This window comes from Carboxylicivirga mesophila (assembly GCF_018271975.1).
Classification (GTDB): domain Bacteria; phylum Bacteroidota; class Bacteroidia; order Bacteroidales; family Marinilabiliaceae; genus Carboxylicivirga; species Carboxylicivirga mesophila.
The window spans coordinates 41,685-63,078 of the sequence record NZ_JAGUCN010000022.1; the positions used below are offsets into that span (position 1 = coordinate 41,685).

The following is a 21,394-nucleotide window of genomic DNA, read 5'->3' on the forward strand; positions in this document are numbered from 1 at the left end:
CAGCAAAACTGTAAGCAATGAATAATTTAAAATATATCACATTTTTACTATTGGGTATTGTTGTTTTTTCTTCCTGCGAAAGCTGGTTAGAAGAAGAGCCTAAAACCCAAATTGGAACCGATTACTTCTATCAGGATAAAGACCAGGCCTTAATGGCTTTAACAGCGGCTTATGCACAGCTAAAAAATGGGCCGGGTTATTATAATCAGCAGTTTTTATCCAATGTGTTTGCTTCATCCGACCAGGGCACATCCAGCTGGAAACATGGTGACTATAATAAAGGAATTCTGACGTCTACCAACGGTACTTTGCCAGAGACATGGAACCAGATTTATATTGCAGTTCGCGATGCCAACAATGTGATTTACAATGTAGCCGATGTTGAAATGGATGAAACCATCAAAGCGCGTATAATAGGTGAGGCTAAATTTTTGCGTGCTCTGCATTACTTCAACCTGGTGCGTTGCTGGGGTGAAGTACCTTTGCGTACTGAGCCTGTTCAGCCTGGTGAAGATGCAGGCCTGCCTGTTTCAACCAGGACGGATATTTACAATGTCATTATCAGTGATCTGAAATATGCCTCAGAGCATTGTTGGGGGCGTAATGAGACACGCCTGGGTGAAACGAATCATTTAGGACGTGCAACAGATGCGTCTGCACAGGCTTTATTGGCTCGTGTATATTTGCATATCGCCTCATCAACCCGTTGCGCAGCAGAAGGAAGCGAAGGCTGTTCGCCATATGCTGAATTTGGCACTGACTACAAAACGTATTACGATTCATGTAGAGTAATGTGTGATTCTGTTTTAATACAACCAGGTTATGCTTTATCATCTTCTTTTGAAGAGTGGCAAACCCTTTTTGATGCAGATAAAGGAAATTTTCCTGAGATGCTATTTGATATTCAAGGCTCATCAGCTACCGGACAAGGTACTGCTGTTTCCAACCTCTTTAGCCCACGTAATGCTGGATTAAGTGGCGGAGGTTGGGGTGGCACCAATAAAATGGTGGCCGGTTTTACGCAAAATAGTGTGGATGCCACTGATGTACGCTTCGATAAAGGAATCATTCAATATTATGAAGATAATACCTATCGTTATGAATTACTACCAGCCTATAACGGTTATGCGCGTTACCTACTGGATTCTGGCGACCGAAAAGGAGCTGTCTATAATGTTTTTACGTCAAAGTTTATCGACAGCGATGCAACAACTGAATATACAAGTCAGCAAAACTGGCATGTGATTCGTTTAGCTGATGTTTATCTAATGCGCGCTGAAGCTTTAGCAGAAATAAATGAAGATCCTACATTGGCGAATTCTGATGTTAATATGCTTCGTACACGTGTCGAAATGGCTGGTTTAGATTTTACTGGCCTGACCATGGCTGAATTCAGAGAAGCATTATTACGAGAAAGAGCAGCTGAATTCTTTATGGAAGGTCAGCGCTGGTTTGACCTGACGCGCCTGGGTGTTTATGAGGAAAAATGTAAGATTGCTTTTGATCCGAAGAATCAGGGTAAAATTCAGGGTATTCGTGGTCCTGAGGATTATACGTGGCCAATTCCTATTACCGAGACGTCTGCCAACGATAATATTGACGAATAAGAATGACTGTGATGATAAGATTTGTGTGTATAGCTGTATTAAGTCTGGTGTTAATGCCAGGCTTGGTGCAGGCAAAGAAAAAGAAAGAGAATAATCGCCCCAATGTGGTATTCATCATCTCTGACCAACATAAAAAAGATGCATTGGGTTGTTATGGCGATGAACTGGTGATTACGCCCAATATTGATGCGCTGGCTAAAGAAGGCGTACGGTTAACCAATTGTTATGTGGCAGCGCCGGTGTGTGCTCCTAGTCGCGCGGCATTGATTACTGGTATGTATCCGTTTGCCAACGGAGCTCCTTATCACAAGGCACCTGTTAAAATGGCCAATGGCAAAGAAAAACATTTAGGCTCTGGTTTTCTTAGAGAAACAGGATACCATGAGGGCATTGTGACTTTAGCCGAGGCCTTTCAGTCTAATGGTTATATTACTGCCTCACCGGGTAAAATGCATGTGCATGGCGAGCTGCAAAAGAATGTTGATGAGGATCATCCGGAAGGTAATAATTTGGGTTGGGATGAGATCAATACTCGTTACTACACTCATTTTCCCGGAGGACATTATCAGGATGAGGTGGGTGAAGATGCTTACCAGCGTTATCGTCAGTTTAAAAAGTATGCTAAAGTATATAAAGGAGGGCCTGGTCACTTAAACGAGAAGTATGAACCAGCTTTGGTGAAGAAAGATGAAGATAACTTTGATATGGTCGTCGCCCGCAAATCAGTGGAGTTTATCAAAAAGCGTGGTAAAGACGGAGAAAACTTCTTTTTACATGTAGGTTTTGAAAAACCACATCCGCCATTTACCACCACGCAGAAGTATCTGGATATGTATAATCCGGAAGATTTCACCTTGCCTGAAACTGCTACCGAATGGCATGGCAAAGGGAAATATCCATGGGTTCCCGACTGGATTCACTCAGGCTGGCCAAACAAGTACCCGGTAGCCACAAAAAATATTATGGCATCTTACTATGCCTGTGTGACGCAAGTTGATGATATGGTAGGGCGTGTTGTTGATGCCCTAAAAGAAGAAGGTCTATACGACAATACCATCATTGTATATACAACCGACCACGGTGAGCACTTGTTTGAGCATGGTTTAAGAGGTAAGCATTGTATGTATGAGGATGCGGTAAATGTCCCCTTTATTATTTCATACCCTAAGGCTTTTCCTAAAGGTGAGGTAAATGATATGTTGGTGAGCTTTGTGGATATCATGCCAACGATGTGCGAATTGACAGGAACAGAAGTGCCGGAAACGGCGCAAGGTATTTCTATTGTCAATAACCTTAAGAATGGAACCCGACTATTAAATCGTCCAATACTTTCGGAGTACCGCAGTGGAAATTACAATGGGTTTAAGGAAATTAAAAACCTGCCATCGCGTATGTTCCGTGTGGATGACTATAAATTTATTTATACGCATGGAATCATCAGTCAACTTTATAATGTGGTCGATGATCCGGAAGAGTTAAACAACTTGGTATTAGACCCGGCTTATCAGGATATGGCGCGTGACTTCTGTTTCCATACCTTAGTTGACAAACCGATTTTGGAATATCAAAACATGGCTATCTCTATTAAACATCGCACCATTAACTGGCAAGCCTTTGAACAAGCCGATAGCTATAGCGTGTATTATGCACCTGACAATAATCCGGGAGCTGCAAAAATGGTGGCAGAAGGTTTGACAGAGTTGTCATATAAAGTGCCTAAAAAAGGATTTTACTGGGTGATGGCGATGCCGAAATATACCCGCACATCACCACGTTTAGGAGAAGTGCCTGTTTATTTGGAAAAATATACTTATCAGTTGCCAATATCGGATGCAGTGGAGTTTGTTCCGAAGAACCAGAAGTAATTTATAAACCTAATAAGCAGGCATCTATTTTATAGGTGCCTGCTTATTTAATAAGGAGATGATGAAGCGACTCTTAATATTCTGCACAACCCTATTTCTGACTTTATTATCTAATGCACAACAGCCCAATATCGTATTCATTCTTGCTGATGACCTTGGATATGGTGATTTATCCTGTTATGGGGCTACAGACCTTTATACGCCAAACATTGATAAACTATGTGAGAACGGTATAAAGTTTACCAGAGCTTATGCTAATAGTACAGTTTGTTCGCCAAGTCGGGCTGCCATATTAACCGGTAATTACCCCGATATGGTTGGAGTACCTGGCGTTATCAGGGATATGCCGGATAATACCTGGGGTAACCTGTCTGATGAAGTTCCTTTTCTTCCAGAACAATTAATAGCGCTTGGTTACCACACAGCTTTAGTTGGAAAATGGCATTTAGGCTATGAAAGTCCCGATTTACCAAACGATAGAGGCTTTGACCATTTCAAAGGTTATGTGGGAGATATGATGGATGACTATTATACCCATAAACGAGCCGGCATTAACTGGATGCGTGAAGGTAGTAAGCGGATAGAGCCTAAGGGACATGCAACGGATGTTTTTACCAATTGGGCAAGGGAATATATTAATATACAATCCAATGCAGACAATCCCTATTTCTTGTTTTTAACCTACAATGCTCCACATGAACCGATTCAGCCACCTGCAGATTGGTTGGAGAAGATAAAGAAACGAGAGCCACAGGCCAATATAACGCGCCAGAAGCTAATTGCTTTGATAGAGCATCTGGATGCTGGTGTGGGAAAAGTAATGGAAGCCATTGAAAAGAGTGGAGAAGCAGATAATACATTAATTGTGTTTACATCAGACAATGGCGGTGCTTTGCAGTATGGAGCCAATAATGGCCTGTTAAAAGGGGGTAAAGGTGATTTATACGAAGGCGGGATTCGAATTCCTTGTGTAGTTAACTGGCCCGATAAGATAAAACCCAATACTGTTTCAGAACCTATCATCTTAATGGATTTTTACCCAAGTCTCATTGAATTGGCTGGGGGTAATCATCAACAGGAACTCCCCTCTAAAAGCCTGGTCAACTTATTAAAAGAAGAACCACCTAATTCCGTGGGCAGAGAATTGGTTTTTATGCGACGTGAAGGGCATCGATTTGGAGGACGTGCTTATTATGCCATTTCCAATGGCGAATATAAGTTAATGCAGAATTCCCCTTTTGAATCGTATCAGTTAATTCATATCAGTGATACCAGTTCAGTAGAAATACCTGTTGAAAACGCGGCTGTTAAGGAAGAATTAAGGAAGAAATTAATGAAGCATATTCAGAATTCAGGGAATATACCTTGGAGGTAATGGGAATGTATTTAGGTTGTTAGCAGTATTTAAACCTATCTGACCGATATGTAAACCTTATTTTCTACTTCAATAAATACATTTGATTTTGAATAAAAGAATTAAATCAAAAGCTAAATAAAATTGATATGAAGAAAACGTTTACTCTACTTGTATTGGCAATGGCAATTGGTACAACTTTTGCGCAAACCGTTAAAATCGGTAGTACATCTTATAACAGCATAACAGAGGCAATAACTGCCGCAAGTGATAATGATGTTATTGAAATTACAGGTGTCCATACCGAATCGATTACAATTGATAAAAACATCATTTTACGAGGAGCAGATCCGAATACTGATATAATTCAGGCAGCGGCATCTGCGTCATCTGATGGAACGGGTACCAGAGTGATTAATGTAGTTGAGGGTATTACAACTGTTTCAATAGAAAACTTAGGTATCCAAAATGGTAATGCACCTGATACTGATAATGGAGGAGGTATTAATGCAGATAAGATAACAGGCTTACTTACATTAAGGAATCTGATTATCAAAGATAACTTTACAGCTAAAAATGGTGGTGGAGTTAGTTTGGCTGGTACGAATGCAAACGTAATTGAATGTACTATTACAAATAATACGTCTTCTCTTGATGGTGGTGGTATGATTGCAGTACCAAATAATGGTGCGGCCATTAATTGTGTTATCAACATCAATAAGTCATTAATTGATAGTAATATAGGTAGAAATGGCGGGGGGATATATATTAATGGAAATAATGATTATGGTAATGATTATGCCATTGATGTGAATGTAGAGAACACAACTGTTTCTAATAATAATGCAACAAGCGCTTCAGGTGGAGCAGGTGGTGGAGCTATTTGGTGTAAAGTTGCCCAGTGGACCACAAATGCTGGAGGAGACGGAACATCGGGTAATATCAATTTGAATTTTGTACATGCCACAATTTATAATAATACTCATGCTGCTCTTGTTAAAAGTGGATTGCGATTTACTGGTACAGCGGGTTATACAACTAACTTAAGTGCTTATAATTCTATTATTGTATCAGCAGATGATTTATCAGTTAAGGTAATAAACTTCACAAATGCCAGCCTAACTGATATGGTAAACTGTATAATTGGAGGTTTAGAAGCAGCCGCATCAGCAAACCCAATTATTGATGATGTCGCAAAGAATAACGCCAAAGGAAAAACGGCAACATTTGCAGGCTTATCAGGTACCTTAACCGATGAAGGTGGTAAAGTGAAAGTATTAGCATTGACTGATGGAGCGAATGCCATTGATTATTGTACGGCTGCAACGGGTATTACCTTACCAACAATTGATGCTAGAGGATATTCGAGAGATGCTTCTCCAGACGCGGGTGCTTACGAGTATAACGGTGTTTCAACCGACATAGATAATATTAAGGAACTATCAATTAATATTTTTCCTAATCCTTCCAATGATTATTTCAGAGTAACAGGAACAGATAAAATAGATAAAATTTCTATTTATTCCTTAGGCGGTACACTAGTTAAGTCAGTTATCAATAATACACAGGTTGATGTATCTGGATTAACCAAAGGAGTTTACTTAGTACAGATATCCGGAGAAAATGGTGAAGCCATTAAGAAGGTAGTTGTAAAATAGTCTGGTTAATAAATAATCTAAAAGCACTTTGACTTTGGTTAGGGTGCTTTTTTTTAATCTATTTAGTATGCAAAAATATTTATTTCTGTTTGGGATTTATTTTACAATCATCCTGCAATTTGGGTGTGCTGAAAAGGTTGAGAAACCTAATATTCTATTCATAATGACTGATGATCATGCGAGTCATGCTATTTCAGCCTATGGAGGCATATACAGCAATATTGCACCAACGCCTAATATCGATCGCTTGGCTAATGAAGGCGTATTAATGAATAATGTTTTTTGTACCAATGCTATCTGTGGGCCAAGTAGAGCAGCTATTTTAACAGGGAAGTATAGTCATATGAATGGCTACCTGAAGAATTACAAAGGCGGTCGATTCGATAATACGCAATGGACTTTTCCGAAAGAGCTACAGGCCAATGGCTATCAAACAGCTATTGTTGGAAAGTGGCATCTGGCATCAGAGCCAACAGGTTTTGATTACTATAAATACCATGTTGCAAGGGGTGAGCAGGGCTTCTATTGGAATCCTGTTTACAACGATAATGGCGATACAGTCAGAGTGAATGGCTATGCTACCAACTTAACCACCAATTTTGCATTAAATTGGCTAGATGAAAGAAATGAGGATAATCCTTTCTGCCTGATGCTGCAGTTCAAAGCGCCTCACCGACCATGGCAACCCGACTCCATTTATCAGCAACTGTTTGACGATATAGAACTACCATATCCATCTACCTTTAATGATGATTATCAAGGGAGAGAATTAACAGCTGGTAACACTGAGATGACAATGAATGATTTCAGTCGGGAAGACATGAAATTAACACCGCCAGATTCACTCAAAGGAAGACAACTTCGGAAATGGATTGATTTTGGTATTAAACGCGATGAGAATGTTATTCCAAAAGGAGGAATGAGTGAAGAGGCGGCACGTAGATGGAAATATCAGCGCTACATGAAAGACTATCTGGCCACAATTCGTTCTGTTGATGATAATATAGGAAAAGTGTTAGCCTATTTGGATGAAAAAGGTTTAACAGATAATACCATTGTAATTTACACTGCTGACCAGGGGTTTTTCTTAGGCGACCATGGTTGGTTCGATAAGCGATTTATGTATGAACAAGCACTTCGAATGCCTTTCCTGGTACGTTATCCCAATTCAATAAAGGCAGGCGTTAGTTGGAATGATGTTGTTACCAACATCGATTTCGCACCAACCATATTAGAAATGGCTGGATTGCATGCTCCGGATGAAGTACAGGGAAGAAGTTTCTTTGCCAACCTAAACGGAGAAACTCCCGATGATTGGCGACAATCCATGTATTACCATTATTACGAATACCCGTTTTGGCATCATGTTCAACCGCATTATGGGATCAGAAATCAACGGTATAAGCTAATTCATTTTTACTACGATGTGGATGTTTGGGAATTTTTTGATCTTAAGAATGATCCCAATGAGATGAATAATTTGATTAATTCGCAAGAACATCAAGAACTTATTCAACAACTAAAGGAGGAATTATGGTTATTAAAGGCAGAGTATTCGAATACGAAATCGCATGATGAATTAAGACGTATATCGGATACTGATTTTGGGGGATTGGAATCAGGTAAGCATTGATTTAGTATGTAGATAACAGAGCTAAAATATTTCTTTTTAATTCATTAGGACTTTGTTTAAACCGTATAAATAATGGTTATTCCTTGTAAAATGTTTTGTATATAGCTTTTAGCAAACCTAATCTATCAAACAGGTGCCAAAATTGGCACCTGTTTGATAGATTAGGTAGTCAAGAAATGAATTATTAGATTGATAGTTTACATCCCCAATTTACCTTTAATTGCCATCATATCATCTGATATCTTATTCTCTAAAACCCTGGCATAAATCTGAGTAATTTTTAAAGATTTATGTCCAAGTACTTTTGAAACTGTTTCAATAGGTACCCCGTTTGATAATGTCACAGTTGTGGCAAAAGTATGTCGGGCCATATGCATCGTTAGGTTTTTGTTGATGTTGCAGATGTTTGCCAACTCTTTTAAGTAGCTATTGAGTTTTTGGTTGGAAGCAACTGGTAATACCCTTCCTTTTAAAAGGGACTCAGGATAATCAGCATATCGTTCAAGTATTTCAAGAGCATTAGGATAGAGCGGGATACTGCATTGCGACTTGGTTTTTGTTCGATTAATAATTATCCATTGGTTACCATCGTCTCGTTTTTGAATATGACGCGGACTTAACTTCGAAATATCCGAATAGGCTAATCCTGTATAACAGGCAAAAATGAATATATCTCTGACGATGGATAGTCGGTCAATTTCTAGGCTTTTTGTTTCGAGTCTGTGAAGCTCATCTTTGGTTAGGAAATCACGATTGGCCTGCTCCAATTTTGTTTTAAACTGATTGTACGGACTCTTTTGGATATATTCCATCGAAATAGCCAAATTCATCACTCTTTTGAGGTGTTTGTGGTAATTCCAGGCTGTATTCTGATGAACACCATATTCTGTCTTCAAATGCATGTCAAATTGGTTAAGGAAATTGTAGTCAACAGCTGTTATCGGAATATCTTTTTTTCGAAGTTGAGACTGGATAAACACAGCTAATTTTTTGCGCGAAACTCGATAGTGCTTTAAGGTGCGGTAGGCATAGCCATGACCAATATTATTTTCAATTGTCTTCAGATAATAATCAAAAACCTCCAATACACCCTTCGAATAGCTTTTCCCAAGGAATTCATTTTTAATATCGACCACATCAAAATCTTTTCCCGATGAAACAAATCTATTGTAGATGTCAATCAGAATGGTTTTAATTTTTCTTAAGCGTTCATTTGAAGAATGTACTTCATGATATTCACCAAGTAATACCTGATGTACTTCATCCCATTTATCAGGAAGTACCCTAATGCCTGTAGATAGTTCGACTCTTTTGCTATTAAGCAATATGCGTACATAGATGGGACATGAACCGTCTTTTCCAGTTCTGGATTTTCTAAGTAAGTAATTTGAATAAAACCTCATAATAATAAATTTTGTGGTCTCGATGGTCTCGCAAAAAGAATAAAGTTCTTGAGCATTCCACACAAAACCAAGTTCAAATAATATCAAAATGAGTCAAATTGTATACTGGTAACCAATTTGTTAAGTGGTCGCGCGACCACTTATTCTAAAAATGGTAGTGGTCTCGATTTGGTCGCGCTAAATACCTGTTTTGACCACTTTTTTTGAAGTTTTCTGAAAATAAAAAAGCGCTTAAAACGTTAGTTTTAAGCGCTTTTGGTTCTAGATGAATCTAGATTGGTACCCGAGGCGGGACTTGAACCCGCACGGCCTAATGGCCACAGGATTTTAAGTCCTGCGTGTCTACCAATTCCACCACTCGGGCATCCTTGGAGCGAAAAACGGGACTCGAACCCGCGACCCCGACCTTGGCAAGGTCGTGCTCTACCAACTGAGCTATTTTCGCAGTTTTGTATTTCACCAAACCTAGTTGGTGTCCTACTTTCAGTGTCATTTGCCCCCTCTGCGTATCAGAGTTTGTTTCTCAAATGCGGATGCAAATATAGAGGCTTTTTTTTTATCTCCAAACAAAAAAATAGCATTTTTTGCAGAAAAAATAGAGGCTGAAGGCTATTTGCCTCCAACCCACCTTTTTATATCATTTAATTTATTCAGGGCCTCAACAGGGGTTAAATTATCTACATCCAAGGTGAGTATTTCATCGCGTATTTGTGTCAGAACAGGATCATCCAATTGGAAGAAACTTAACTGCATGCCTTCGCGATTATTGGAGATATCATCCATTGGTTTGTTTAATTCACCTTTACGGTTTGACTTCTCCAACTCGCCCAATATATCGTTGGCCCTGTTAACAACACTTTTAGGCATTCCGGCCATTTTAGCCACATGAATACCAAAGCTGTGGTTACTGCCGCCTGGCACCAGCTTGCGCAGGAATATCACCTTATTATCAACTTCTTTTACCGAAACATTAAAGTTTTTACAGCGTTTATGAGTCTTCTCCATTTCATTGAGCTCATGGTAGTGAGTGGCAAAAAGTGTTTTAGCTCCGGCGCGCTTATGTTCATGAATATACTCAACAATAGACCAGGCAATGGAGATGCCGTCATAAGTACTGGTGCCTCGTCCCAATTCATCAAATAGAACCAGGCTGCGGGGAGTCAGATTATTCAGGATGCTGGCGGCTTCATTCATCTCTACCATAAATGTTGATTCACCCAAACTGATGTTGTCAGAAGCTCCTACGCGTGTAAATATTTTATCAACGACTCCGATGGTGGCCGACTCAGCTGGCACATAACAGCCTATTTGAGCCAATAGTGTGATAAGTGCCGTTTGACGAAGAAGAGCTGATTTACCCGCCATGTTAGGTCCTGTGATGATAATGATTTGCTGCTTGTCGTTATCAAGGTAAACATCGTTCGGCACATATTCTTCACCGGCGGGTAACTGTTTTTCAATCACCGGATGTCGGCCTGCCTTGATGCTTAATTCCAGTTCATCATTAATGACTGGCCGAACATATTTTGATACTGTTGCCAGATTATTAAAAGATATCAATACATCAATTTTAGCAAGAAGAACAGCATTTAGCTGAATGGCCGGAATGAATTCAGAAAGTGCCAGCACTAAATCGTTGTATAGTTTTGTTTCAATGGCCTGAATCTTTTCTTCGGCACCCAGTATTTTCGATTCGTAGTCTTTTAGTTCCTCAGTGATGTATCGTTCGGCATTCACCAGGGTTTGTTTACGAATCCATTCTGCAGGAACTTTGTCTTTATGCGTGTTTCTGACTTCAATATAGTAGCCAAACACATTATTAAAGGCAATTTTGATGCTGGGGATATTGGTTTCTTCACTTAGGCGCTGTTGTAAGCTGGCCAGGTAATCTTTGCCTGAATAGGCAATTTTGCGCAGGTCATCCAGCTCGTTATTAACACCGGTTTGGATAACGCCTCCCTTGGCTATCAGAGTAGGAGGCTCCGCTTCAATCTCTCTATGGATGCGTTCACGGATAGTTGTGCATGGATTAAGCTGGTCACCTATGTGCTGCAAATGCTCGTTTGTACTTCTCAGGCAGCTTTCTTTTATAGGCTCAATGGCAAAAAGGGCTGTTTTTAGCTGAATGAGTTCCCGCGGCGTAATGCGTCCGGCTGCCACTTTTGCAACCAATCGCTCTAAATCACCAATGGAGTGTAATTCCTCGGTGATGTTGCTTTTGAGATCCGGCTCTTTAAAAAAGTGTTCAACTACTCCCAGGCGGTCTTCTATTGGCTTGACATCTTTAAGAGGAAGAGCAATCCAACGTTTAAGCATTCGTGAGCCCATTGGGCTAATGGTGCAGTCAATAACTTCAGTGAGTGATTTCCCCCCTTCGTTCAATGAAGAGAAGAGTTCCAGGTTGCGTATGGTAAACTTATCGAGCCACACATATTTGTCTTCATCAATTCTGCTCAGTGTAGTGATGTGTTGCACTTTGTGGTGCTGAGTTAGGTCGAGGTAATGCAGTATAGCACCGGCCGCTGTTATGCCATAACTGAGGTTGTGTACACCAAATCCCTTTAACGAGTTGGTTTCGAAGTGCTTTAAAAGACGGTCGTGTGCCGAGTCAGGGGCAAATGCCCAATCGTCAAAAGCATAGGTATAGTATTTGTCACCAAAATAGCTTTCAAAGTCCTTTCGCTTGCCTTTCTCAAACAGAACCTCTTTAGGTTTAAAATTGGTCAGTAATTTTTCAATGTACTCAAATGAGCCTTCAGCAGTCAGAAACTCGCCTGTTGATATATCCAAAAAGGCTACACCAGCTACTTTTTTATCGATGTGTACACTGGCCAGAAAATTATTCTCTTTGTGCTCTAATATATTGTCATTGATGGCAACACCAGGCGTGACGAGCTCTGTAACACCACGCTTGACAATCTTTTTTGTCATTTTGGGGTCTTCCAGTTGGTCGCATACAGCCACTCTTTCACCAGCTCTTACCAGTTTAGGCAAGTAGGTATCTAAGGCGTGATGAGGAAAACCGGCTAATTCAACATAGGATGCTGCTCCGTTGGCTCTTCTTGTTAAGGTAATGCCCAGTATCTCTGAGGCTTTAATAGCATCCTCTGAAAAAGTTTCGTAAAAATCTCCAACTCTGAATAGTAGGATAGCATCAGGGTATTTATCCTTAATACTATAGTATTGTTTCATTAATGGAGTTTGAACCGGAGCTTTTGTTGTTTTAGCCAAAGTGTTGGTGTTTAAAAGTTTGAATCTAGTGTTATGAGTGAGGCAATATAACAAAGGTTGCCTGCCGCTAATTTGGGTTTCAAAAGTAAAATTATTCAATCGAAAAACCGAATCAGGTGAATTATTGGACTTCAATTTTAGCAGAACTTTCGAAATGTAAGGAAGTAAAAGTGATAACAATAATTAACACGGATAGCTTGCTATTTAAGGATAATTAACCAAAAAATAACCCTTTGAAACAGATGTTTAATTAAGCGGTAAAAGTAGATAAAAAATGTTAATATAATAAATGAAAGCGCGAACCCATAAGGGTTATAGAATAATTGTTATACTTGCGCTCCCAAAAAATTACGGATAGTAATTCGCCATAGAACTTTCAAATCGAAAGTAAAAGAAAAATAGCATGACTATAATCATGAATCATTATTGCTATTGAAAAACTAGTAATACTATTTTAGCGCCGCAATTTTTTGTAAACAACTAGTATTTAATTTTAAAACCTTTAGTCTATGAAGAAAGTACTATTTGCGCTTTCGTTTATGGTTGTGCTTGGCTTGCAGTCATTATTGGCTCAAACCACTAACATAACCGGTTTAGTGACTGATGCCGGCGATGGAATGCCCATCCCAGGCGTGTCAGTCTTTGTAAAAGGAACTACTGTAGGAACGATTACCATGCCGGATGGTAATTATACCCTTGAAGTTCCGTCAGATGCTACTACACTTGTTTTTTCATTTGTGGGAATGACAACTCAGGAAGTAGCTATTGCTGGTCAAAAAGTAATCAATGTTAAGCTGCAAAGCGATGCAATTGCGGTTGATGAGGTGGTTGTAACAGCTTATGGTGTTACAAAGAAGGAATCCTTTACTGGTTCTGCCTCTGTTGTTGGCCAGAAAATGTTGGAAAAAACATCTACATCTAACGTTTCACAGGCCTTGCAAGGTAAAGCAGCCGGAGTGCAGGTTGTTACTACCACAGGGCAGCCGGGTGCTAATGCAACTATTCGTGTTCGTGGAATTGGTTCTTTGAATGGTTCGAGCGATCCGCTTTATGTTGTAGATGGAGTGCCTTACAGTGGTTACCTAAACTCAATAAATCCTTCGGATATTGAGAATATTACCATACTTAAGGATGCGGCATCAACAGCTCTTTATGGTTCGCGTGCTGCAAACGGTGTGGTGATGATTACCACAAAGAAAGGTAAATCGGGTAAAACCAAAGTTAACGTAAATGTTCGTCATGGTGTTAACTCGAGAGCTGTAGCCGATTACGATAAAATTGGTATTGAAGACTTTTACCAGAAGAGTTGGGAAAGTTACAGAAACTCCTTCCGTTTTAATCCAAAGTACGATGGCTATAGCGATGAGGTAATTAACGGGCATGCCTCTAGTAATTTTATTAAAGAAACAGTACGCTATAACATTACTGATGTAGCAAACGAAGAAGTAGTTTTAGCTGATGGAACATTCAATCCAAATGCGAATATTCTTTATCGTCCTGATTGGGAGGATGCGCTGCTGCATAACGGGAAACGTTCTGAAATAAACGTTGGTTTTAATGGTGGTTCTGATAAGATTACCTATTACCTTGGCTTTGGTTACCTCAACGATGAAGGTATCATCAATAATGGTGAGTTTGAGCGTTACTCTGCTAAAGCAAATGTAACCAATGAGGTAACTGATTGGTTGAAGTTGAACTTCAATGCTGATTTTGGTACATCTAAGCAAAATACCTTGACAGCTGGTAGTTCAGTTTCTAACCCATTTAGCTATATTCAGGGTATTGGTCCTATCTATCCTATCTATGTGATGGATGGTAAAGGTGGATATGTAACAGATACAGATGGTAACAAAATCTATGATTTCGGAAATGGCCTTTATGGCTTACCATCGCGCCCAGCTTCTGTACCTGCTAACTCAAATGTTATTGCTACTACAGATTTGGATTCGCGTGAAGCACTTGTTGACTTTATCAATCCACAGCTGAATGTTGACATTAAGTTTCTGAAAGATTTTACTTTCACTTCTGCTTTGGGTGTTAACTATTACGCACGTCACTATACCCGTCATCAAAATGCACTTTATGGTGATGCAGCCAACTACAAAGGTCGTACATCAAAATATGGATATCGTTCGTTCAACGTTACCTGGTCAAAGCGCGTTGCTTATACAAAGCAATTTGGAGATCATAAAGTATCTGCTTTAGTTGGGCATGAGAATTTTACTCGTCGCTTTAACCAAATGACCGCTACCAGAACCGGATTTCCAACGCCTGATGCTATTGAATTAGATTTGGCCGCTGTTAATGAGAATTCTGGATCATACCAGGATGAGTATTCGTTGGAGTCATATTTATCGCGCTTCGCTTATGACTACAAGAGTAAATATTTTGCAGAATTCAGCTTCAGAGCTGATGGTTCGTCGCGCTTCCATCCTGATAATCGTTGGGGTAATTTCTGGGGAGTTAGCGGAGCCTGGCGTATGTCTGAAGAGGACTTCCTGGTTGGAGCAGACTGGTTAGATAATCTAAAGCTTAAGGTAAGCTATGGTGAGACTGGTAATGATCGTTTATTGAAAACAAATGGAGATGCTCAGTATTATGCTTATCAGTCAACCTATAATTCTTACCCTAATAACGGGCAGCCTGGACTATTTGCCGGTGAGTATGGAAACGATGATGTAACCTGGGAAAGTAATAAAACACTTGATGTGGGTGTTGAATTGGGTGTATTTAACAGCACGCGCGTAGCACTTGACTTCTTCCGTTCAAATAAGGATGATCAGTTGTACTATCGTCAATTCCCATTGTCTGTTGGTTACAAAGGACGCTATGAGAACTCTGCCAGTATGGTAAATAATGGTATTGAATTCGAAATCAGTACTGATATTATCCGCAACGACCATTTAAGTTGGGTGTTTAATCTGAATGCTACTCATGTTACAAATGAGGTTACATCTTTGCCTGATGATGTTATTGTAGGTACCACTTTTAAATGGTCTGAAGGTCATGATATGTATGAGTACTACATGTACGATTACGCAGGAGTTGATCAAAAGACAGGTAAAGAGTTGTTTTATGCAGATGTATTTGACGCTGAAGGAAATCCAACGGGAGAAGTTGAGACGACTGATAACCCTAGTAATGCCAATCGCAAGTATTTAAATAAAAGTGCGCTGCCTGATATTTACGGAGGATTTGATACTGAAGTAAATTACAAAGGTTTTGATTTAGCTATTGCATTTGCTTACCAGTTTGGTGGATATGCTTATGATAGTCAGTATGCAGGCTTGATGTCGCCAAGTGCTTCAGGTGGAGCGTGGCATCCTGATGTTCTGGATTCTTGGAGTCCTGAAAATCCAACAGGAACACAGCCTCGTTTGGAGTGGAATGCGCTTACAACTGTTTCTTCACGTTATTTAATTAAGTCAGATTATTTGAATCTGCGCAGTGTGACTTTGGGTTATACGCTTCCAAGAACCTGGTTGTCAAAATTGAATATTCAAAGCGCACGCTTCTATGTGCAAGGAGATAATCTGCATTTATGGTCGAAGCGTCAGGGATTGGTGCCTTACCAAAACCTCGATGGAATTAATAGTGAAGTAGTGTACTCTCCTATGCGTACTATTTCAGTTGGCTTAAATGTTAACCTTTAAAATGTATTGAAATGAATAAAGTAATTAAATATATAGGCTTCATAATAGCTTTTGTTAGTGTTGTAGCTACTCAAAGCTGTTCCGATACCTTTTTGGATAAGCAGCCAACGGATAGCGTTAGTAGTTCTGAAGTATTTACTTCAACTGAAGGTGGTGTATCTGTATTGAATGGTATCTATCGTTACATGTATAGTTATAATACCTATGGACGCTCAGGTGGTCGTCATGATGATTTTGGGCAACCAGCTATTCAGATTATGCTTGATGTAATGGGTGATGATATGCCTATGACCATCGCCTATTTTTATAGTTCAGATTATAACTACCTGTATACCGAGCGCAGTGATTACAGTAGAACGCATATGCTATGGAATTTCTACTATGACATTATTAATAATGTTAACGGGATACTGGATAACAAGGATGCATTTGAAGGTGAAGATGCAGAAATTAACTATGTGTTAGGTCAGGCTTACACTTTGCGCGCTTTTTCATACTTCTATTTGGTTAACCTCTATCAGCAAACCTATAAGGGGAGTGAGGGAGAAGCAGCTGTTCCAATCTACTTGTCGCAAACTACTGAAGGCGTTGCAGCCTCAACTGTTCAGCAGGTTTATGATCAAATTGTAGCTGATATCAAATTAGGTGTTGAGTTATTGGAGAAAGCGACTCCAAAGAATGAGCACTCTTACGGTCACGATTCTCATATTGATGTATATGGAGCTCGCGCAATTTATGCGCGTATTGCCTTGCAAATGGAGGATTGGAATACAGCGCGTGATATGGCGCATGCAGCTCGCACTGGTAAGGACTATGGCTTAATGTCGGCCTCGGAGTATACTGCCGGTTTTAACTCAACAAAGAATCCTGAATGGATGTGGGGATTTGCAGTTAATGTAGATGATAATCCAATCTATCCATCGTTCTATTCTCATATGGATCCTAATCAAAACGGGTATGGTGGTTCGCTTGGTAATTATAAGCAGGTTAGTCAGAAGCTATACGATAAAATTCTTGATAGTGACGTTCGTAAGCAGGTGTTTAAGCCAGTTACTTACTACAAAAAAGATGAGAATGGAAAGGATACTGAGGAAGTTGATAAGGTAATTTATTATCAATATAAGTTTGTTTCATCTGGTAACTTCCTGGGTGATTTGGTGCAGCAGCGTGTGGCTGAAGCTTATCTGATTGAGGCTGAGTGTGAAGCCCGTTTGGGTAATAATGGTGTTGCACAAACCGTGTTGTTTGATTTAATGTCCACTCGTGATGCCGACTATGCTAAATCAACTAATACAGGCGATGATTTATTAAATGAGATTTTGTTACATCGTCAAATCGAATTATGGGGTGAAGGCCGCCGTTGGTTTGATATAAAGCGATTAAAAATAGGTTTGGATCGAAGTGCTGACAACCTTAATGAGGGATTGGCTCGAATTGTGACACTGCCAGCTGGCGATAGTCATTTTATGTTCCCAATTCCAATGTTAGAAACGGATGTTAATGGTTTAATTGAGCCAAACAAATAGAAGGGGGAAACCTAAATTGATTAAAAAGGCAGCTGTTAGCTGCCTTTTTTTATGACTGCATATGTCGGATACTGTTAATATTAAGGTTGTTATAAGTGGCTTTGAAAAGCTTGTATGTGCCAGTGGTAATCGCAAAAACTGATTTTTGTCAGTGTATTATATAGGGCTATAAAATAATATTATGTAGGAGATATGGAATAGTTCCATACGCATCAAAAGTTAAAAAGTTTTAAAATAAAGCAAATAGTGTTATATTGTATTCGGAAAAAATAACGAGTAATTATCCTATTTATTAATTTAAACCTTTTATCTATGAAGAAAGTACTATTTGCACTTTCGTTTATAGTTCTGGTGGGTTTACAGGCATTAGCTCAAAATACTAATGTTACCGGAACTGTTACAGATGCAGCCGACGGAACTCCTATCCCTGGCGTATCTGTATTTGTTAAAGGAACAACCATTGGTACAATTACTTTGCCCGATGGTACTTTCACGCTCTCCGTTCCAAATGACGCAGCAACTATTGTATTCTCGTTTGTAGGAATGACAACTCAAGAGGTTGCATTCACCGGGCAGGCCACAATTAATGTGGTTTTAGAGTCAGATGCCCTAGGATTGGAGGAGGTTATAGTGACTGCCTTTGGAACAACAACCAAGGAAGCGTTTACTGGTTCTGCTGCCGTTGTGGGAGCGGAAGAATTATCATCTCGAAATGTGACCTCTCCAATTGCAGCTATTGAGGGTAGAGCAACAGGGATACAATTTACTTCTGCATCAGGGCAACCGGGTTCTTCACCTGATATTGTCATTCGCGGTGTAGGAACACTAAATGGTAGTACAGATCCATTATATATTGTGGATGGTGTGCAGTATGAGGGTTCCTTAAATACGATTAGTCAGGATGATATTGAGTCATTTACTATTCTTAAAGATGCCTCTTCGACTGCATTGTATGGATCGCGGGCGGCAAATGGTGTTGTAATGATTACTACTAAAAGTGGTACTAAAGGAGCAATAAGAACGTCTGTATCTGCTCAGGTTGGTGTGGTTAGCAGAGCTATTTCAAATTATGATGAAGTTTCTCCGGGTCAATATTATGAAACAATGTGGGAAGCTTTAAAGAATTCAAGTGCAGGAGGTGGAGATCCTGCCTATGCTTCTGCAAATATTTACAATAACTTAGGCTATAATCCTTTTAATGTAGCTAACAATCAGATTGTTGGGACTGACGGAAAGTTAAACCCAGGTGCAAGGATAATTTATAAAAGTCTGGACTGGTATGATGCAATGGAACAGACCGGAGTGAGAACAAACTACAATGTTAATGTCGGTGGTGGCGGCGACAAGCATAAAGTATTTTTCTCCGCTTCTTACTTGGATGAAGAAGGCTACGTGGTCACCACCAATTTTAATCGTATTACTTCACGTTTAAATGCTGAGTTTGAGGCTACAGATTGGTTAAAGCTTGGTGGTAGTGGAAATATCACTATTTCGGAATCTGCCGGGCCTACTTCCGCAGGAGAAGGTAGTATTGCCAATCCTTTCGGATTTGCAAAAAACATAGGCTCGATTTATCCAGTGTATGTAAATGACTTAGATGGAAACTTAGTGCTTGATGCCGGCGGAAAGCCTGTCTTTGATGCAGGTGAAGGGTATTCTGAATACAACATTGGTTCAAGGCCAATATACCAAGGACGTCATGCACTTCAGGAGTTACTGTTAAACGATGAAAGACAAAAAAATAATACATACGGGCTTAGGTTCTTTGCCGATGCTGAAATTATTGAAGGTCTTAATTTTAGAGTAACATACAGTAGGGATATCAATGAAGGTCTTGTTAAAGAATATGAGAATCACATTATTGGTGATGCACAACCAACCGGAAGATATGGAGAAGAGCGGTATCGGAGAGATGTTGAAAACTTCAATCAGGTTTTATCATTTAAAAAATACTTTAATGATGTTCACAGTGTAGAACTAACTGCAGGGCATGAAAGCTATCAAAGAATCTTTTCCGGTTTTGACGGTTCAGCCATTAAGCAGGTTGCCACAGGTATCTATGAGTTTGATAATTTTGCAGAGCCAATTGGTTTAGGTGGAGCTACTACTGAAAAAACTATTGAAGGTTACTTCTTTAGGGCAAACTATAATTATAATGGTAAATATTATATTAGTGCATCAGTAAGAAGAGACGGTTCATCGGTTTTTGATAAAGAATCAAGATGGGGTAATTTTTACTCTGTTGGTGCATCATGGAGGATAGATCAAGAAAACTTCATGCAATCTGTGAATTGGGTTAACCATTTGAAACTACGTGGTTCGTATGGTCAGGTAGGTAATGATAATTTGGGTGATTTCTTCCTGTCTCAGCCAAGATATGGTTTGACATCAAACGCAGGTAACCCTGCTATTTATTGGTCAGAAATAGGTAATTCTGAGCTGCAATGGGAAACAGTTGGTAGTTTTGACATCGCTTTAGAGTTTGTGTTATTCAATAACCTTCTTGATGGTACTATTGAATATTATAAGAAAACATCAACGGATCTGCTTTATGATTTGCCTATACCCTTAAGTAATGGTTTAAATACTGTGCCATCGAATATTGCCGATATGTCCAATTCGGGAATTGAATTTGGTTTAACCGGACATCTCATTAATAAGGGTGGATTTAAGTGGGATATGACCTTACAGGCTTCGACCTTTAAAAATGAAATAACGAGTATTCCTGATCCTTTCATAGATGGTTCAAAAAGGTGGGCAGAAGGAAGATCAGTCTATGACTTCTATATCCTTCAAACTGCGGGCGTAGATCCTAGTAACGGAGATCAACTGTTCTGGATGTATGAAATTAATGAAGATGGTGAAAGTGTACCTGTTTTAGATGCGAATGGCAATCAGGAAACAACAAATGATTGGGAGGCAACTGAACGAGCATACACTGGAGACTCTGCTATACCTGATTTGTTAGGTTCAGTATCTAATTATTTTAGTTTTAAAGGATTTGACTTAAATGTGTTAATGACTTTTGGTATTGGAGGTAAATATTTAGACTATGGATATGCGGCTATGATGCACAGTGGACGTTATGGTAGTTCACTTCATCCGGACATTCTTAATGCTTGGCGTAACCCGGACGATGTAACTAGTGTGCCTAGGATGGAAAATGGAAATGTTGATTTAGTACAGTCGCAATCTTCCAGGTTTTTAACAGATGCGTCATTCTGGACATTGAAAAATATTAATATTGGCTATACTTTTAACAGTTCTATTACTGATAGATTAGGTGTTGATGATTTAAGATTATCACTTACTGGAGAGAATTTATTTCTAAAAAGTAAGAGAGACGGGCTCGATCCTCAATATAACTTGTCGGGAACAACTGATGGTGATGACTTTAGGCCATCAAGAATAATTTCGATAGGATTAAATGTTTCCTTTTAAATAATAAGCAAATAATTAAAACA

10 protein-coding genes and 2 tRNA genes are annotated in these 21,394 nt (G+C 39.4%); 8 read left to right on the top strand and 4 right to left on the bottom strand.

Features of this window, described 5'->3' with window-relative positions:
* Nucleotides 1-17: 17 nt before the first annotated feature.
* From KEM09_RS17010 to KEM09_RS17030, 5 genes are all read left to right on the top strand, one after another.
* Nucleotides 18-1,607, top strand: a complete 1,590-nt coding sequence (locus KEM09_RS17010) for a RagB/SusD family nutrient uptake outer membrane protein (RefSeq protein WP_212230111.1) — start codon at nucleotides 18-20, stop codon at nucleotides 1,605-1,607.
* A gap of 11 nt (nucleotides 1,608-1,618) precedes the next feature.
* The gene (locus tag KEM09_RS17015) at nucleotides 1,619-3,472 is read left to right on the top strand and encodes a sulfatase family protein (RefSeq protein ID WP_212230112.1); all 1,854 of its coding nucleotides are present in this window, start codon (nucleotides 1,619-1,621) and stop codon (nucleotides 3,470-3,472) included.
* Between the two features lie 61 nt (nucleotides 3,473-3,533).
* Nucleotides 3,534-4,847, top strand: coding sequence for a sulfatase-like hydrolase/transferase (locus KEM09_RS17020; protein WP_212230113.1), 1,314 nt, complete (start codon nucleotides 3,534-3,536; stop codon nucleotides 4,845-4,847).
* A 128-nt stretch (nucleotides 4,848-4,975) separates the two neighbouring features.
* A complete protein-coding gene (locus KEM09_RS17025; protein ID WP_212230114.1) occupies nucleotides 4,976-6,484 on the top strand; it encodes a T9SS type A sorting domain-containing protein in 1,509 nt (502 codons plus the stop codon).
* A gap of 67 nt (nucleotides 6,485-6,551) precedes the next feature.
* A complete protein-coding gene (locus KEM09_RS17030; RefSeq protein WP_212230115.1) occupies nucleotides 6,552-8,117 on the top strand; it encodes a sulfatase family protein in 1,566 nt (521 codons plus the stop codon).
* A 197-nt stretch (nucleotides 8,118-8,314) separates the two neighbouring features.
* On the opposite strand, the gene KEM09_RS17035 is transcribed toward KEM09_RS17030, so the two are convergent.
* The 4 genes from KEM09_RS17035 to mutS form a co-directional block, all read right to left on the bottom strand.
* Entirely contained in the window at nucleotides 8,315-9,520 is a 1,206-nt protein-coding gene (locus tag KEM09_RS17035) for a site-specific integrase (protein WP_212230117.1), read from the bottom strand.
* 277 nt (nucleotides 9,521-9,797) lie between these two features.
* Nucleotides 9,798-9,884: transfer RNA gene (locus KEM09_RS17040), tRNA-Leu, on the bottom strand.
* A 5-nt stretch (nucleotides 9,885-9,889) separates the two neighbouring features.
* Nucleotides 9,890-9,965, bottom strand: a tRNA-Gly gene (locus KEM09_RS17045).
* Between the two features lie 164 nt (nucleotides 9,966-10,129).
* Complete coding sequence (gene mutS / locus KEM09_RS17050; RefSeq protein ID WP_244825080.1) at nucleotides 10,130-12,712, bottom strand: DNA mismatch repair protein MutS; 2,583 nt, start codon at nucleotides 12,710-12,712, stop codon at nucleotides 10,130-10,132.
* 548 nt (nucleotides 12,713-13,260) lie between these two features.
* Between mutS and KEM09_RS17055 the strand changes: the two genes are divergently transcribed.
* From KEM09_RS17055 to KEM09_RS17065, 3 genes are all read left to right on the top strand, one after another.
* Nucleotides 13,261-16,404 (top strand): SusC/RagA family TonB-linked outer membrane protein, encoded by a 3,144-nt coding sequence (locus KEM09_RS17055; protein WP_212230121.1) that lies wholly within the window; start codon nucleotides 13,261-13,263, stop codon nucleotides 16,402-16,404.
* A gap of 11 nt (nucleotides 16,405-16,415) precedes the next feature.
* On the top strand, nucleotides 16,416-17,930 hold the full coding sequence (locus KEM09_RS17060) for a RagB/SusD family nutrient uptake outer membrane protein (protein ID WP_212230123.1): 1,515 nt from the start codon (nucleotides 16,416-16,418) through the stop codon (nucleotides 17,928-17,930).
* Nucleotides 17,931-18,242: 312 nt separating this feature from the next.
* Nucleotides 18,243-21,371, top strand: a complete 3,129-nt coding sequence (locus KEM09_RS17065; RefSeq protein ID WP_212230125.1) for a SusC/RagA family TonB-linked outer membrane protein — start codon at nucleotides 18,243-18,245, stop codon at nucleotides 21,369-21,371.
* The last annotated feature ends 23 nt before the right edge of the window (nucleotides 21,372-21,394 follow it).

Coding starts and splice junctions, on each gene's coding strand:
- KEM09_RS17010 (WP_212230111.1), top strand. CDS start 18: ATGAATAATTTAAAATATATCACATTTTTACTATTGGGTATTGTTGTT.
- KEM09_RS17015 (WP_212230112.1), top strand. CDS start 1,619: ATGATAAGATTTGTGTGTATAGCTGTATTAAGTCTGGTGTTAATGCCA.
- KEM09_RS17020 (WP_212230113.1), top strand. CDS start 3,534: ATGAAGCGACTCTTAATATTCTGCACAACCCTATTTCTGACTTTATTA.
- KEM09_RS17025 (WP_212230114.1), top strand. CDS start 4,976: ATGAAGAAAACGTTTACTCTACTTGTATTGGCAATGGCAATTGGTACA.
- KEM09_RS17030 (WP_212230115.1), top strand. CDS start 6,552: ATGCAAAAATATTTATTTCTGTTTGGGATTTATTTTACAATCATCCTG.
- KEM09_RS17035 (WP_212230117.1), bottom strand. CDS start 9,520: ATGAGGTTTTATTCAAATTACTTACTTAGAAAATCCAGAACTGGAAAA.
- mutS (WP_244825080.1), bottom strand. CDS start 12,712: ATGAAACAATACTATAGTATTAAGGATAAATACCCTGATGCTATCCTA.
- KEM09_RS17055 (WP_212230121.1), top strand. CDS start 13,261: ATGAAGAAAGTACTATTTGCGCTTTCGTTTATGGTTGTGCTTGGCTTG.
- KEM09_RS17060 (WP_212230123.1), top strand. CDS start 16,416: ATGAATAAAGTAATTAAATATATAGGCTTCATAATAGCTTTTGTTAGT.
- KEM09_RS17065 (WP_212230125.1), top strand. CDS start 18,243: ATGAAGAAAGTACTATTTGCACTTTCGTTTATAGTTCTGGTGGGTTTA.